Origin of the sequence: Streptomyces sp. ICC1 (assembly GCF_003287935.1) — a bacterium.
GTDB classification, from domain to species: domain Bacteria; phylum Actinomycetota; class Actinomycetes; order Streptomycetales; family Streptomycetaceae; genus Streptomyces; species Streptomyces tritrimontium.
Genome location: NZ_CP030287.1, coordinates 983,289 through 997,853 on the forward strand (window position 1 = coordinate 983,289; position 14,565 = coordinate 997,853).

The 14,565-nt window shown below is 71.3% G+C and carries 12 protein-coding genes; 2 read left to right on the forward strand and 10 right to left on the reverse strand.

The genetic code is table 11. The annotated features are described in order from the left end of the window. Positions 1 to 64 precede the first annotated feature (64 nt). The gene (locus DRB96_RS04705) at positions 65 to 265 is read right to left on the reverse strand and encodes an acyl-CoA carboxylase subunit epsilon (protein WP_112446998.1); all 201 of its coding nucleotides are present in this window, start codon (positions 263 to 265) and stop codon (positions 65 to 67) included. Between the two features lie 23 nt (positions 266 to 288). Continuing rightward, the gene (locus DRB96_RS04710; RefSeq protein WP_112447000.1) at positions 289 to 1,872 is read right to left on the reverse strand and encodes an acyl-CoA carboxylase subunit beta; all 1,584 of its coding nucleotides are present in this window, start codon (positions 1,870 to 1,872) and stop codon (positions 289 to 291) included. A 277-nt stretch (positions 1,873 to 2,149) separates the two neighbouring features. Between DRB96_RS04710 and DRB96_RS04715 the strand changes: the two genes are divergently transcribed. Next, entirely contained in the window at positions 2,150 to 2,770 is a 621-nt protein-coding gene (locus DRB96_RS04715; protein ID WP_112447002.1) for a YceI family protein, read from the forward strand. 21 nt (positions 2,771 to 2,791) lie between these two features. Here the strand turns inward: DRB96_RS04715 and DRB96_RS04720 are convergent, their stop codons facing one another. The 6 genes from DRB96_RS04720 to ureA all read right to left on the reverse strand — a co-directional run bounded on the left by DRB96_RS04720 (position 2,792) and on the right by ureA (position 10,481). Beyond that, the gene (locus DRB96_RS04720) at positions 2,792 to 4,147 is read right to left on the reverse strand and encodes a hypothetical protein (RefSeq protein ID WP_112447004.1); all 1,356 of its coding nucleotides are present in this window, start codon (positions 4,145 to 4,147) and stop codon (positions 2,792 to 2,794) included. A 136-nt stretch (positions 4,148 to 4,283) separates the two neighbouring features. Continuing rightward, a complete protein-coding gene (gene cimA / locus DRB96_RS04725; protein ID WP_112447006.1) occupies positions 4,284 to 5,924 on the reverse strand; it encodes a citramalate synthase in 1,641 nt (546 codons plus the stop codon). Positions 5,925 to 6,265: 341 nt separating this feature from the next. Further along, positions 6,266 to 6,889 (reverse strand): TetR/AcrR family transcriptional regulator, encoded by a 624-nt coding sequence (locus DRB96_RS04735; protein ID WP_112447010.1) that lies wholly within the window; start codon positions 6,887 to 6,889, stop codon positions 6,266 to 6,268. 45 nt (positions 6,890 to 6,934) lie between these two features. Then, on the reverse strand, positions 6,935 to 7,972 hold the full coding sequence (locus DRB96_RS04740) for an agmatine deiminase family protein (RefSeq protein ID WP_112447011.1): 1,038 nt from the start codon (positions 7,970 to 7,972) through the stop codon (positions 6,935 to 6,937). Positions 7,973 to 8,001: 29 nt separating this feature from the next. Further along, positions 8,002 to 9,735: an urease subunit alpha gene (locus tag DRB96_RS04745; RefSeq protein WP_239516021.1), complete on the reverse strand. Its 1,734-nt coding sequence runs from the start codon at positions 9,733 to 9,735 to the stop codon at positions 8,002 to 8,004. After that, on the reverse strand, positions 9,732 to 10,481 hold the full coding sequence (gene ureA / locus DRB96_RS04750; protein WP_239516022.1) for an urease subunit gamma: 750 nt from the start codon (positions 10,479 to 10,481) through the stop codon (positions 9,732 to 9,734). The genes DRB96_RS04745 and ureA overlap by 4 nt, the downstream gene beginning before the upstream one ends. 156 nt (positions 10,482 to 10,637) lie before the next feature. On the opposite strand from ureA, the gene DRB96_RS04755 reads away from it, so the two are divergent. Then, positions 10,638 to 12,062 (forward strand): cytosine permease, encoded by a 1,425-nt coding sequence (locus DRB96_RS04755; protein ID WP_112447013.1) that lies wholly within the window; start codon positions 10,638 to 10,640, stop codon positions 12,060 to 12,062. 81 nt (positions 12,063 to 12,143) lie between these two features. Here DRB96_RS04755 and DRB96_RS04760 read toward each other — a convergent pair whose 3' ends face one another. Beyond that, on the reverse strand, positions 12,144 to 13,244 hold the full coding sequence (locus DRB96_RS04760) for a branched-chain amino acid aminotransferase (protein WP_112447015.1): 1,101 nt from the start codon (positions 13,242 to 13,244) through the stop codon (positions 12,144 to 12,146). A gap of 231 nt (positions 13,245 to 13,475) precedes the next feature. Continuing rightward, positions 13,476 to 14,516 carry a 3-isopropylmalate dehydrogenase gene (locus DRB96_RS04765; RefSeq protein WP_112453209.1) on the reverse strand — a complete coding sequence of 347 codons (1,041 nt, stop codon included), beginning with the start codon at positions 14,514 to 14,516 and terminating at the stop codon, positions 13,476 to 13,478. Positions 14,517 to 14,565 lie beyond the last annotated feature (49 nt).

A 14,565-nucleotide genomic window follows, 5' to 3' on the forward strand; every position in this document is an offset into this window, starting at 1 on the left:
GATCCGGATGCGCGAGAGGCCCCGCACCCTGAACGGGTGCGGGGCCTCTCGCCGTGCTCGGGGCTCAGCCCTGCCAGCTGCGGGGGCCGCGGAAGCCGGGGGTGCGCTCGAGGCGGCGCCAGCCGGCCTGGGAGCGGACGGTGGCCGTGACGCCCTCGGGGGTGGCGGCGGCGCGGGCGAGCAGGATCGCGGTGATCGCGGCCAGCTCCTCGGGCTCGGCGTGGCCCTTCTCGACCTTCAGCAGGGTGCCGGTGGCGGTGCTCATCGGTGGCGTTTCTCCTTCGACGTCTACTGCGGCGGGTTGCCGTGCTTGCGGGACGGCAGATCGGCGTGCTTGTTGCGGAGCATCGAGAGGGCGGCGACGAGCACCTCTCGGGTCTCGGCGGGGTCGATGACGTCGTCGACGAGGCCGCGCTCGGCCGCGTAGTACGGGTGCATCAGCTCGGCCTTGTACTCCTTGACCATGCGCGCGCGCATGGCCTCGGGGTCCTCGGCGTCCGCGATCTGCTTGCGGAAGATGACGTTGGCGGCACCCTCGGCGCCCATCACGGCGATCTCGTTGGTGGGCCAGGCGTAGGTGAGGTCGGCGCCGATGGACTGGGAGTCCATGACGATGTAGGCGCCGCCGTAGGCCTTGCGCAGGATCAGCGAGATCCGCGGGACCGTCGCGTTGCAGTACGCGTACAGCAGCTTGGCGCCGTGCCGGATGATGCCGCCGTGCTCCTGGTCGACGCCCGGCAGGAAGCCGGGGACGTCCAGGAGGGTGATGATCGGGATGTTGAAGGCGTCGCAGAGCTGGACGAAGCGCGCCGCCTTCTCGGAGGCGTGGATGTCCAGGACCCCGGCGAGGTGCCCGGGCTGGTTGGCGACGATGCCCACGACCTGGCCGTCCATCCGCGCGAGCGCGCAGATGATGTTGCGGGCCCAGCGCTCGTGGATCTCCAGGACGTCGCCTTCGTCGACGAGCTCCTCGATCACCTTGAGCATGTCGTACGGGCGGTTGCCGTCGGCCGGCACGAGGTCGAGCAGGACCTCCGAGCGACGGTCGGCCGGGTCGCTGGTCTCGTGGACCGGGGGGTTCTCGCGGTTGTTGGAGGGGAGCATCGTGATGAGGTAGCGGACCTCGGAGATGCAGGTCTCCTCGTCGTCGTACGCGAAGTGCGCGACGCCCGAGGTCTCGGCGTGCACGTCCGCGCCGCCGAGGCCGTTCTGGGTGATCTCCTCGCCGGTCACCGCGCGGACCACGTCCGGGCCGGTGATGAACATCTGCGAGGTCTCGCGGACCATGAACACGAAGTCCGTGAGCGCCGGGGAGTACGCGGCGCCGCCGGCGCAGGGGCCCAGCATGACCGAGATCTGCGGGATGACGCCCGAGGCCTTGGTGTTGCGCTGGAAGATGCCGCCGTAGCCGGCGAGGGCGGAGACACCCTCCTGGATGCGGGCGCCGGCGCCGTCGTTGAGCGAGACCAGCGGGGCACCGGCCGCGATGGCCATGTCCATGATCTTGTGGATCTTCGTGGCGTGGGCCTCGCCCAGGGCGCCGCCGAAGATGCGGAAGTCGTGCGCGTAGACGAAGACCGTGCGGCCCTCGACCGTGCCCCAGCCGGTGATGACACCGTCGGTGTACGGCTTCTTGGCCTCGAGGCCGAAGCCCGTCGCGCGGTGGCGGCGGAGCTGCTCGACCTCCTTGAATGAACCTTCGTCGAGCAGCAGCGCGATGCGCTCACGGGCGGTGAGCTTGCCCTTGGCGTGCTGGGCTTCGGTCGCCCGGTCGCTCGGTCCGCGACGCGCCTGCTCGCGCAGGTCGTGCAGCTCGGCCACGCGCCCTCGGGCGTCCGTCGGCTCGCTCGGAATCTGGTCCACAACGGTCATGTACCGACCTTACGAAGCGGGACCGCCAAAACCCTCCGTCGAATCCACACAGTGTCGCGTGTGTTCCGCTGTCCGGGCCGGACAGAACCACGAAGGGATGAGCGGACACCGCCAGACGGGACCTTCGTCCTTTGTGCGGATCCAACAAAGACCCCCTCTGCGCCCGCCGAACCGGCGACACGCACCCTAGAAGTTGAAATTTGAACGGAATGGGTCTAGCGTCATTCTTGTTGAAAGTTCAACAGCACCGACCGGGTGCCGAACCGAGGAGCAAGTCATGGGTCTCTTCACCCGCCGCAACCAGACCGCGCAGTCCCAGGAAGGCGGCGCCGTCGCCACGCTCGACGTGGACCCGGCCCTCGCGGCCGTCACCGGCGACTACGTCATCGACGCCGCGCACAGCAGCATCGGCTTCACCGTCCGCCACGCGATGGTCACCAACGTCCGCGGCACCTTCGCCGGCCACGAGGGCGCCCTGCACCTCGACGGAGCCGACCCGTCCCGCTCCACCGCCTCCATCGACGTGAAGATCGCCTCCGTCGACACCGGCATCGGCGACCGCGACGGCCACCTGCGCTCCGCCGACTTCTTCGACGCCGAGACCTTCCCGCTGATGACCTTCCGCTCGACGCGGGCGGCCCAGCTCGGCGGCGACAAGTACCGCATCACCGGCGAGCTGACCATCAAGGACGTGACCCGCCCGCTCTCCATCGACCTGGAGTTCAACGGCTCCGCCACCGACGTCTACGGCAACGAGCGCGTCGGCTTCGAGGGCTCCGCCGAGATCCTGCGCTCCGACTGGGGCCTGACCTGGAACGCGGCCCTGGAGACCGGCGGTGTGATGGTCAGCGACAAGGTGAAGCTGACCTTCGACATCTCCGCGATCAAGCAGGCCTGACCCTCCGGGACCGGGGGCGGCTCAGAAGTCGCCCCCGTCGAAACCGCCTCCGCCGCCGAAGTCCCCGCCGCCGAAGTCGGACGGGTTGAAGTCGGCGCCGGAGACGTCCCCGCCCCCGAAGCCGCCGTCGTAGCCGTTGCCGCCGCCGAAGTCGGAGGCGTAGGCCGGGCTGGACATCATCGAACCGAGCATCGTGCCCATGAGCAGGCCCGGCAGGATGCCGCCGCCGAAGTAGCCGCCGGCCCAGGGGCCGTACGCCGGGCCGGCGTCGTAGTAGGGGCGCGGCCCGTGCTCCGTGTCGACGGTGCGGACCGCCGGGTCCTGGCCGTCGCGCAGCCGTACGGCGTCGGCCGCGCAGACCGGCACGGTACGGGCGGCCCCGCCCGCCGGGGCCCAGTCGGCGTCCTCGGCGCTCGGCCCGTGGCGCGGGTCGAAGAAGCAGGGGGAACGGCGCTCGGGCAGCGGCCGGCCCTGGCGGCGCGCGTCGAGGCGGGCCAGTGCGTACCGGCCGTCCTCCAGTGCCTGGGTGACCCCCTTGACCTCCTCGGGGTACCGCACCGAGGCCATGATCTGCTTGGCCTTCTCGTACGAGTCGAGGCCCTGCCCGTAGTCGGCCCGCATGGCGTCGTCCGCGCCGGGTTCGCCGGGGTGGAAGTCGAGGCGGTCCAGTTCCTCGCCGAAGGCCGTGATGTCCTCGTCGACGACGACGCCCAGCCGGGCGACGGCCTCGCGGCGCAGCTCTTCCTTCTTCTTTCGGTTGCGCTTGACCAACGCGTACGCACCGCCGCCGCCGACCGCGGCCACGACGCCGAGGCCGATCAGTGCGCCGACGGGGGCGCCGCTGTCGGCCGCCGCGCCGCCCGCCCCGCTCCAGGAGGCGGGGGCCTTGCCCTTCGCCTGGGCCAGGGCCTGGTCGACGAAGGTGTTGAGCTCGGTGCTCGCGTCCACCGGGGCGCCCGCCTTGACGGCGTCGACCAGGTTGCGGACCGCGTTGTTCGGCATGACCGCCTTGTCCGCGCCGGCGTTGAAGCCGTCCCCGAGCCGGATCGCGTAGAGCCCGGTGATGCCGGTCTCGGTGCGGACCGTCTTGAGCACGGTGGCCGCGGGGAACTCGGCGGTGGCCGGCAGCACGGCCACGAACACCGGCTTCCCGGCGTCCTTGATCTTCTTGGCGAGCGCCTCGGCCTGCGCCGGCGGCAGCTGCGCCTCGGCGCGGGGGTCCACGTAGACCGGGCCCTTCTTGAGGGCCTCCGCCACGGCCGTGGTCCCGGTGGCCGCGGATGCCTGCGGGGCGACCAGGAGGGCGGTCGCGGACAGGGACAGCAGCAGACCGGCCAGCAGCGATCCCATACGTATGGACATAAGCCTGGTCCTCATACTCACGACGCTACCCGAACGGGTGTAATCCTGTGTGAGCGGGACATAAGGGCCATCGACCCCCGCCCCGAGGACCTCGCCGGACCGCGGTCCGGCGAGGTGGGGGGCGGCTGGGCGAAGCCCGGAAGGCGCCGGCCTACTCCGCCGGCTCCACGCCCGCGTGGAGGAGGCCGAAGGTGAAGGCGTCCTCCAGGGCCTGCCAGGACGCCGCGATCACGTTCGGCGCGACGCCGACCGTGTTCCACTCGCGGGAGCCGTCCGTCGTGGTGACCAGCACGCGCGTCGTGGACTCGGTGCCGTGCTTGCCCTCCAGGATGCGGACCTTGTAGTCGATCAGCTCGAACTTCGCCAGCTGGGGGTAGAAGCGCTCCAGCGCCACCCGCAGCGCGCGGTCCAGCGCGTTGACCGGGCCGTTGCCCTCCGCCGTCGCCACGATCCGCTCGCCCTTGGCCCACAGCTTCACCGTGGCCTCGTTGGCGTGCGTGCCGTCGGGGCGGTCCTCGATGATGGCCCGCCAGGACTCGATGCGGAAGTACTTGCGCGCCCGGCCCTCCGCCTCGGCCCGCAGCAGCAGTTCGAAGGAGGCGTCGGCGGCCTCGTAGGTGTAGCCCTGGAGCTCGCGCTCCTTGACCCGCTCGACGACGCGGGAGATCAGCGCGCGGTCCCCGCCGAGTTCGACGCCGAGCTCCTTGCCCTTGAGCTCGATGGAGGCCCGGCCGGCCATGTCGGAGACCAGCATCCGCATGGTGTTGCCGACCCGCTCCGGGTCGATGTGCTGGTACAGGTCCGGGTCGACCTTGATGGCCGAGGCGTGCAGGCCCGCCTTGTGCGCGAAGGCGGAGACGCCGACGTACGGCTGGTGCGTGGAGGGGGTGAGGTTGACGACCTCCGCGATGGCGTGCGAGATCCGGGTCATCTCGGCGAGGGCGCCCACCGGGAGGACCGTGCGGCCGTACTTGATCTCCAGCGCGGCGACGACCGGGAAGAGGTTGGCGTTGCCGACCCGCTCGCCGTAGCCGTTCGCGGTGCACTGGACGTGGGTGGCGCCGGCGTCGACGGCGGCCAGCGTGTTGGCCACGGCGCAGCCGGTGTCGTCCTGGGCGTGGATGCCCAGGCGGGCGCCGGTGTCGGCGAGGACGGTCGCGACGGTCGCGGTGATCTGCGCGGGCAGCATGCCGCCGTTGGTGTCGCACAGGACGACGACGTCGGCGCCGGCCTCGTGGGCGACGCGGACGACCGACTTGGCGTACTCGGCGTTGGCGCGGTAGCCGTCGAAGAAGTGCTCGCAGTCGACGAAGACCCGGCGGCCCTGGGCGACCAGGTGGGAGACGGTGTCGCGGACCATCTCGAGGTTCTCGTCGAGGGTGGTGCGCAGGGCGAGCTCGACGTGCCGGTCGTGGGACTTGGCCACCAGCGTGATCACCGGGGCGCCCGATTCGAGCAGCGCGCGGACCTGCGGGTCGGTGGCGGCGGAGCCGCCCGCCCGGCGGGTCGCGCCGAAGGCGACGAGCTGGGCGTGCTTGAAGTCGATCTCCGCGCGGGCCCGGGAGAAGAACTCGGTGTCGCGGGGGTTGGCGCCGGGCCAGCCGCCCTCGATGAACCCCACCCCGAAGTCGTCCAGGTGCCGGGCGATCGTCAGCTTGTCGGCGACCGTGAGGTTGATGCCCTCACGCTGGGCGCCGTCGCGCAGGGTCGTGTCGAAGACGTGAAACCCGTCATCGAGGAGGCCGGGGCCCGTAGCCGGCGCAGTCGACTCAGTCGCCTCTGTCGTCGTCATGCTGATCTGACTCCTGTCGGATGTGTGGTTTCCGGATGCCCGCCCCAGGGCAGGCCGCCTCCACTGCCCCCATCATCGCGCGCTGCCCGCTCCCGGCATGTTTGGGGCCGGAAAACGAAAAGACCTCTCGCGGGTGCGAGAGGTCTGCGCGCGGGTCTGAGGCACGATGGCCGCTTCCGCGAAGTTCTTTCACGGTTCAGCGGTCACTGCGGACCGGCGCGCTGCTGTCCATAATCATGAGCTGAGCAGGCACGTCGGCAGTGTGCCATACCGCCTGCCGCGGGTGGACGGGGATCTCACAATGCGGGCACGCCGATCGCCGCGCCAGGCCGGGACCCGGCTCAGATCTGGGCCTGCCGCGGGGTCAGCGCCTCGCTCAGGAACTCGCGGACGTGGTCCAGGATGCCCTCTCGGGAGAGCCCCGGCAGGCCGACGGCGACCTGGATGCTGAAGCCGTCGAGCAGGGCCCGCAGCCGGGCCGCGAAGCGGTCCGGGTCGACCGGACGGAACTCCCCGCGCGAGATGCCCTCGGCGAGCAGGGCCACCAGGTCGCGGTGCCAGGCGCCCTCGATGGCCCCCTGGCGCTCCCGCTCCCCCGGTCCGGCGTTCTGCGAGCGGTTCCAGACTTCCAGCCACAGCGTCCAGTGCGGGTCCCGGGCGGCCTGGGGCACGTACAGGTCGACGTACGCCTGCAGGCGCTCGCGCGCGGGGCCGCGGCGGGACAGCAGGGCGCGGCGCTCGGTGCCCAGCGCCGCCTCGCTCCACTCCAGGGTCTGCAGCAGGAGCTCGTCCTTGGTGCGGAAGTAGTAGAGGAGGTGGCCGCTGCTCATGCCGACCTGGCGGCCCAGGCCGGCCATGGTCAGCCCGTCCAGGCCGCGCTCGGCGATGGTGGCCATGGCGGCGACCAGGACGTCCTCGCGCGGCGGCGCGTTCTTGCGCGCGGCACGTACCTCACCCGCCACCATGGCCCACTCCTCGTTCTGGTCCGCCCGTCCCGTCCCTCGGACGGGTCAGACCTTCGGCTGCTGCTGGGTGATGCAGTGGATTCCGCCACCCCCGGCGAAAATCGTACGTGCGTCGACGAGCGTCACGGTCCGCTCCGGGAACAGACCGCGGAAGATCTCCGCCGCCTCCTCGTCGCGCGGGTCGTCGAAGGCGCACAGGACCACGCCGCCGTTGCACAGGTAGTGGTTGATGTAGGAGTAGTCGACCCACTCGCCGTCCTCCTCCAGCACGGTCGGCGCCGGGATCTCCACGACCTCCAGCCGCCGGCCCCGCGCGTCGGTGGAGGCGCGCAGGATGGCGGCGATGGTCTTGCCGCGCTCGTGGTCCGGGTGGGCCGGGTCGGGCTGGCTGTGGACCATGACCACGCCGGGGCGGGCGAAGGCGGCGACGATGTCCACGTGGCCCTGGGTGCCGTAGGTGCCGTAGTCGCCGGCCAGGCCGTACGGGAGCCAGATCGCCTTGGTGGTGCCCAGGTGGGCGTGGATCTCGGCCTCGACCTGCTCGCGGCTCCAGTCGGGGTTGCGGCCCTTGCCCAGCTGCACGGTGTCGGTGAGGAGCACGGTGCCCTCGCCGTCCACGTGGATGGCGCCGCCCTCGTTGACGAGGGCGGTGCTGTAGGTGCGGGTCCCGGCGATGCCGGAGACCTCCCGGGCGATCTTCGAGTCGTGGTCCCAGCGGGCCCACTCCTGGGCGCCCCAGCCGTTGAAGGTCCAGTCGACGGCGGCCAGCTCGCCGGCGTCGTTGGTGACGAAGGTCGGACCGATGTCGCGCATCCAGGCGTCGTCGAGCTCGCGCTCGACCAGCTCGACCCCGTCGCCGACGACCGCGCGGGCGCTCTCGGCGTCACCGGGCGAGACGACGAGGGTCACGGGCTCGTACGCGAGCACCGCGCGGGCGACGGCGCCCCAGGCCTCGCGGGCCTCGGCGAGCTCCCGCTCGTTGGTGAAGGTGGGGTTGGGGCTGGGCCAGGCCATCCAGGTGCGCTCGTGGGGCATCCACTCGGCGGGCATCCGGAAACCGTCGTTCGCGGGCTGTGCGGTCATGGCAGGAGGTCCTTACGGGCTGTGCTGACTTACAGGAAGTACAGGCGGTTGAGGGAGACCGAATCGGCGGCTTCGGAGCGCAGCGGTTCCCCGTCCAGGGAGACGAGTCCGCTGCGCGCGTCCACATCGACCGCGCCCACCCGGGAGTTGAGGAGCAGGTCGCCGGGGCCGATGCCGCGGGTGCCGCGGACGGCGACGCGGCGCCTGCGGGTGGGCATCTCGTCGCTGCCGAGGGCCGCGGCGGCGGCCGACACGAAGGCGACGGAGATGTCGGCGGCCGTGGCCCCGTACGAGCCGAACTGCGGCCCGAGGACCAGCGGTTCGCAGGTGTCGGTGGCGGCGTTGGGGTCGCCGGTGACCCCGTACGCCGGGAAGCCCGACTTGAGGACCAGCTGCGGCTTGGCGCCGAAGAACTGGGGGCGCCACAGCACGATGTCGGCGAGCTTGCCGATCTCGATGGAGCCGATCTCGTGGGCCAGACCGTGGGCGATGGCCGGGTTGATCGTCAGCTTGGCCATGTAGCGCAGGACGCGGGCGTTGTCGTCGCCCTCGCCGTCGCCGGCCAGCGGACCCAGCTCGCCCTTCATCTTCGCGGCCATGGCGAAGGTGCGGCGGATCGTCTCGCCGGCCCGGCCCATGCCCTGGGCGTCGGAGGAGGTGATGCCGATCGCGCCCAGGTCGTGCAGCACGTCCTCGGCGCCCATGGTGCCCGCGCGGATCCGGTCGCGGGCCATGGCGGCGTCACCGGGGAGGTCCGGCTTGAGGTCGTGGACGGAGACGATCATGCCGTAGTGCTCGGCGACCGCGTCCCGGCCGAAGGGCAGGGTGGGGTTGGTGGAGGAGCCGATCACGTTCGGCACGCCGGCCATCTTCAGGACGTTGGGGACGTGTCCGCCGCCGCAGCCCTCGATGTGGAAGGCGTGGATGGTGCGGCCGTCCAGCACCCGCAGGGTGTCCTCGACGGACAGGCACTCGTTGAGGCCGTCGCTGTGCAGGGCGACCTGTACGTCGTACTCCTCCGCGACCCGCAGGGCAGTGTCCAGGGCGCGGGTGTGGGCGCCCATGTCCTCGTGGACCTTGAAGCCGCTCGCACCGCCCTCGGCCAGCGCCTCGATCAGCGGGGCCGGGTCGGAGGAGGAGCCGCGGGCGAGGAAGCCGATGTTGACGGGCCAGGCGTCGAAGGCGTTGAAGGCGTGCTTGAGCGCCCACGGGGAGTTGACTCCGACGCCCCAGACCGGGCCGAACTCCTGGCCGATGATCGTGGTGACGCCCGCCGCGAGCGAGGCCTCCATGATGCGCGGGGACAGCAGGTGCACGTGGGTGTCGACGGCTCCGGCGGTGGCGATCATGCCCTCGCCGGAGACGATGCTCGTGCCCGTGCCGACCACGACGTCCACCCCGTCCAGGGTGTCCGGGTTTCCGGCGCGGCCGATCGCGTGGATGCGGCCCTCGCGGATGCCGATGGAGACCTTGCGGATGCCGAGGACGGCGTCGATGACCAGCACGTTGCTGATCACCACGTCGCAGGTGTCGCGGACGGCGGCGGCCTTCAGGTGCAGTCCGTCGCGGGCGGTCTTGCCGAAGCCGGCGAGGAACTCGTCGCCGGGCTTCTGGGAATCGGACTCGACGCAGACGGTCAGCCCGGAGTCGCCGAGCCGGACCCGGTCCCCGGCGCGGGGGCCGAAGACGGAGGCGTACTCGTGCGGGTCGATGTGCCGACTGCCGGGGGCGCAGTGGTCGCTGTGCCGGGTCTGCTTGCTCACGCCTGGTCTCCGTCCGTGGCGTCGGTGGTGTCGGTGACATCGGTGACATCGGTGGCATCGGTGGCATCCGTGCCGAGGTAGCCGCAGGCGGCCGCGCGGCGCAGGGCCTCGGCCTTGGCGCCCGGGGCGTCGAGGGGGCCGTCGACCAGTCCGGCGAAGCCGATGGCGATGCGCTCGCCGCCGATGGGGACCAGGCCGACCTCGGCCTCGCCGCCCGGGTCGAAGCGGACCGAGGAGCCCGCCGGCACGCACAGCCGCATGCCGTAGGCGGCGGCGCGGTCGAAGTGAAGGCGCGGGTTCGCCTCGAAGAAGTGGAAGTGCGAGGTGACGCTGACCGGCACGGAGGCGGTGTTGCGCACGTGCAGGTGGACGGCGGGCTCCGGCTGGGGGGCGCCGGGGCCGGGCACGACCGCGCCGGGGGCGTGCTCGCCGAGGCCGACGGCGCCCCGGATCGGGGACGAGACCACCGCGAGGCGGGATCCGTCGTCGAAGACGGCCTCCACGTGCACCTCCGTGACCACGTCGCTGACGCCGGGCAGGACGTCGCCGGGGCCCAGCACCGAGCGGGCCTCCTCGATGGCCTCGGCGAGCCGCTTGCCGTCGCGCGCGGCCTCGCAGACCGTGTCCGCGATGAGCGCGGTGGCCTCGGGGACGTTGAGTTTCAGCCCGCGGGCCCGCCGGGCCCTGGCCAGTTCCGCAGCGCTGCGCAGCAGCAGCCTGTCGCGCTCCGTTGGGGTCAGCCGCACGCCGATCCACCACCCTTTGAGTCGATGGGTTAGAGCATCACTCTAACTCTTCATTTCTCCGCAATGAAGCATTGACCTGGGACCTGGGCTTAGGTCACATTGAGTGGCGCTCAAATATTGCGTTGCCACCCCCCGCCCTTCCAAGGGAGTCCCCCCATGCCCATCGAACAGCGCGGAGTCGACACCATCCCGGAAGAGGAGCGGACGAGCGGTCCCCGTGACCTGATTTCGATCCTCCTCGGCTCCAATCTCTGCCTCGGTGTGATCGTCTTCGGCTGGCTGCCCCCGTCCTTCGGGCTGGGTCTGTGGCCGTCGGTCACCGCCATCGTGACCGGCACCCTCGTCGGCATCGCCTTCACCGCGCCGCTCGCGCTCGTCTCCCTGCGCACGGGGACCAACCTCTCCACCTCCAGCGGAGCCCAGTTCGGCGTCCGCGGCCGGCTCGTCGGCTCGGTGGTCGGCCTGCTGCTCTCGCTCGGCTACACCGCACTGACCCTGTGGATCGGCGGCGACGTGATGGTCGGCGCCCTGTCCCGGCTCACCGGGCTGCCGGACACCGGCGCCTCCCGGGCCGTGATGTACGGCGTGCTCGCCGTGTGCACGGTCGTCGGAGCCGTCTTCGGCTACCGGCTGCTGCTGCGCATGAGCAAGGTCCTGTCCATCGGCATGGTGGTCCTGCTGGCCGTCGGCGTCTTCGCCTACGCCCCGGACTTCACCTCCGCCGCCCCGCCGGAGACCCCGTACCTGCTCGGCTCGTTCTGGCCGACCTGGCTGCTCGCCGCCGTCGCCGCCGGGCTCAGCGGGCCCGTCGCCTTCATCACCCTGCTCGGCGACTACACCCGCTACATCTCCCCGCGCAGGCACAGCTCCCGCAAGGTGCTCTGGTCCACCGGGCTCGGCCTGCTCGCCGGACTGCTGATCCCGCAGCTCTTCGGCACCTACACGGCGCTCGCCGCCCGGGCCGGCGCCGAGTACGCCGGTCCGCTGGTCGACGCCGCGCCGTTCTGGTACCTGGTTCCGCTGCTGGTCGCCGCGGCGGCCGGATCGGTCGGCAACGCCGGGCTGATGCTCTACTCCATGGGCCTCGACCTCGACGCCATCGTCCCCAAGGCCAGCCGGACCACGACCACCGTGATCGCCGCGGCCGTGGCCACCGCGTTCGTGTTCGTCGGCTCCTTCGAGTGGGACGTACAGGCCGCGATGACCTCGTTCGTGCTGCTGCTGACCGCGATCGGCACCCCGTGGGCCGTGATCACCCTCATCGGCCACGTGCGCTGCCGCGGCCACTACGACGCCGAGGCCCTCCAGGTCTTCAACCGCCGCGCCAAGGGCGGGGTCTACTGGTTCCGCGCCGGCTGGAACGTCCCGGCCACCCTCTCCTGGGCGATCGGCGCGGGCGTCGGCCTGCTCGCCGTGACCACCCCGTTCTACGAGGGTCCGCTGCTGGCCCTGACCGGTGGCGTGGACTGCTCCTTCGTCCTGTCCGGCCTGGCCGGCGGGCTGGTCCACACGGCCCTGACGGCCCGCACCGCCCCCGCCGCGGCCCCGGCCGAAGCCGCCGAGGAGCCGGTCGCCGCGTAGGACTTTCCCCGTACGTACGAAGGCCCGCGCCCCCCTGTGGTCAGGAGGGCGCGGGCCTTCGTACGTACGGGCTCGCCGGCTCTAGCCGAGCGGGTGCATCCAGCCGTGGGTGTCGGCGGTGTGGCCGGTCTGGAGGTCCAGCAGCGCCTTGCGGAGCTTCATGGTGACCTCGCCGGGCTCGCCGTCGCCCTGGGTCCAGTTGGCGCGCTCGGACTTGACCGAGCCGACCGGGGTGATCACGGCGGCGGTGCCGCAGGCGAAGACCTCGGTCAGGGTGCCGTTCTCGTTGTCGCGCTTCCAGTCCTCGGTGGTGATCCGGCCCTCTTCGGCGGTGTAGCCGAGGTCGCGGGCGATGGTGAGGAGGGAGTCGCGGGTGATGCCGGGAAGGAGCGAGCCGGTGAGCTCGGGGGTGACGATCCGATGTGCTCCGTCCTCCTGCCCGTACACGAAGTACAGGTTCATCCCGCCCATCTCCTCGATCCAGCGGTGCTCGACGGCGTCGAGCCAGACCACCTGGTCGCAGCCGTGCTCGGCGGCCTGGGCCTGCGCGACGAGCGAGGCCGCGTAGTTGCCGCCGGTCTTCGCGGCGCCGGTGCCGCCCTTGGCCGCGCGCACGTACTCCTCGGAGAGCCAGACGGAGACGGGCTTGACGCCGCCGGGGAAGTAGGCGCCGGCGGGCGAGGCGATGACGATGAAGAGGAACTCGTTGGCCGGGCGGACGCCGAGCCCGACCTCGGAGGCGAACATGAACGGCCGCAGGTACAGCGAGGCCTCGCCGGAGTCCGGCACCCAGGCGCGGTCCTGCTTGATCAGCGCGTCGCAGGCCGCGATGAACAGCTCGGTCGGCAGCTCCGGCATCGCCATGCGGCGGGCCGAGGACTGGAACCGCTCGGCGTTCGCCAGCGGGCGGAAGGTGGCAACGGTGCCGTCGGGCTGCTTGTAGGCCTTGAGGCCCTCGAAGATCGTCTGCGCGTAGTGCAGGGTCATGTTCGCCGGGTCCATCGACAGCGGCGCGTACGGGACCAGCTCGGCGTCGTGCCAGCCGCGGCCCTCGGTCCACTTGATCGTCACCATGTTGTCGGTGAAGTGGCGGCCGAAGCCGGGGCTCGCCAGGATCGCCTCGCGCTCCGCGGCGGACAGGGGGTTCGAGGAGGGCTTCAGCTCGATCGTGGGCGTCGTCATGAGTGCTTGTCCTTCACCGGTTGTGTATGGCGGACCGCGCTCACGGCGTACTAGGACGTCCGAGCTTCCCCGTAGTCCGCGGCCTCGCGTTCGATTATCGCGCGGGAGGAGGCTTCGGTGAAACGGGGTGTTTGCGGCCCAGGGGAGATGGTGACACCCGGGGCCGCACAGGAAAAGCCGCCGGGTGCGGTGATCGCGACCCGGCGGCTTCCTGGAGGTGGGGCTACCGGGTCAGCCGGCTACTCGAGCGGCGAGGGCGTCGCCGATCTCGTCGGTGGTGCGGAAGGTGCCGTCGCGCTCCGCCAGGTCCGCGGAGACCGCGTCCTCGATGCGGGCGGCCTGGGCCTCGTAGCCCAGGTGGCGCAGGAGGAGGGCGACCGACAGGATCGTCGCGGTCGGGTCGGCCTTGCCGGTGCCGGCGATGTCCGGGGCCGAGCCGTGGACGGGCTCGAACATGGACGGGAAGGCGCCGGTCGGGTTGATGTTCCCGGAGGCGGCCAGGCCGATTCCGCCGGTCACGGCGGCGGCCAGGTCGGTGAGGATGTCACCGAAGAGGTTGTCCGTGACGATGACGTCGAAGCGCTCGGGCTGCGTGACGAAGAAGATCGTCGCGGCGTCGACGTGCAGGTAGTCGGTGGTGACCCCGGGGTACTCCTGGCCGACCTTGTCGAAGATGTTCTTCCACAGGTGGCCGGCGTACACGAGGACGTTGTTCTTGTGGACCAGGGTCAGCTTCTTGCGCGGGCGGGCGTTGGCCCGCTCGTACGCGTCGCGGACCACGCGCTCGACGCCGTACGCCGTGTTGATGCTGACCTCGGTGGCCACCTCGGCCGGGGTCCCGGTGCGCAGGCTGCCGCCGTTGCCGGTGTACGGGCCCTCGGTGCCCTCGCGGACCACGACGAAGTCGATCTCCGGACGGCCTGCCAGCGGCGTGGCCGTGTTGGGGAAGAGCTTCGACGGGCGCAGGTTGATGAAGTGGTCGAAGGCGAAGCGGAGCTTCAGCAGCAGACCGCGCTCCAGGACGCCCGACGGGACCGAGGGGTCGCCGATGGCGCCCAGCAGGATCGCGTCATGGTGCTTGAGGGCCTCGAGCTCCGCCTCCGGGAGGGTTTCACCGGTGCGGTGCCAGCGCTGGGCGCCGAGGTCGTATTCCTTGGTCTCCAGCTTCACATCCTGGGGCAGGACCGCGGTAAGGACCTTGAGGCCCTGAGCCACGACTTCCTGGCCGATGCCATCACCGGGGATCACTGCGAGATTGATGCTGGTCGACATGGTGGAACCGTACTCCTTGTCCCACCCCTCAGACATATTGCGTCCATCA

Excerpts from the sequence above, each read along its gene's own strand:
- DRB96_RS04760 (WP_112447015.1), bottom strand. The coding sequence starts at position 13,244 with ATGACGACGCCCACGATCGAGCTGAAGCCCTCCTCGAACCCCCTGTCC.
- DRB96_RS04740 (WP_112447011.1), bottom strand. The coding sequence starts at position 7,972 with ATGACCGCACAGCCCGCGAACGACGGTTTCCGGATGCCCGCCGAGTGG.
- DRB96_RS04710 (WP_112447000.1), bottom strand. The coding sequence starts at position 1,872 with ATGACCGTTGTGGACCAGATTCCGAGCGAGCCGACGGACGCCCGAGGG.
- cimA (WP_112447006.1), bottom strand. The coding sequence starts at position 5,924 with ATGACGACGACAGAGGCGACTGAGTCGACTGCGCCGGCTACGGGCCCC.
- DRB96_RS04720 (WP_112447004.1), bottom strand. The coding sequence starts at position 4,147 with ATGAGGACCAGGCTTATGTCCATACGTATGGGATCGCTGCTGGCCGGT.
- DRB96_RS04755 (WP_112447013.1), top strand. The coding sequence starts at position 10,638 with ATGCCCATCGAACAGCGCGGAGTCGACACCATCCCGGAAGAGGAGCGG.
- DRB96_RS04765 (WP_112453209.1), bottom strand. The coding sequence starts at position 14,516 with ATGTCGACCAGCATCAATCTCGCAGTGATCCCCGGTGATGGCATCGGC.
- DRB96_RS04735 (WP_112447010.1), bottom strand. The coding sequence starts at position 6,889 with ATGGTGGCGGGTGAGGTACGTGCCGCGCGCAAGAACGCGCCGCCGCGC.
- DRB96_RS04715 (WP_112447002.1), top strand. The coding sequence starts at position 2,150 with ATGGGTCTCTTCACCCGCCGCAACCAGACCGCGCAGTCCCAGGAAGGC.
- DRB96_RS04705 (WP_112446998.1), bottom strand. The coding sequence starts at position 265 with ATGAGCACCGCCACCGGCACCCTGCTGAAGGTCGAGAAGGGCCACGCC.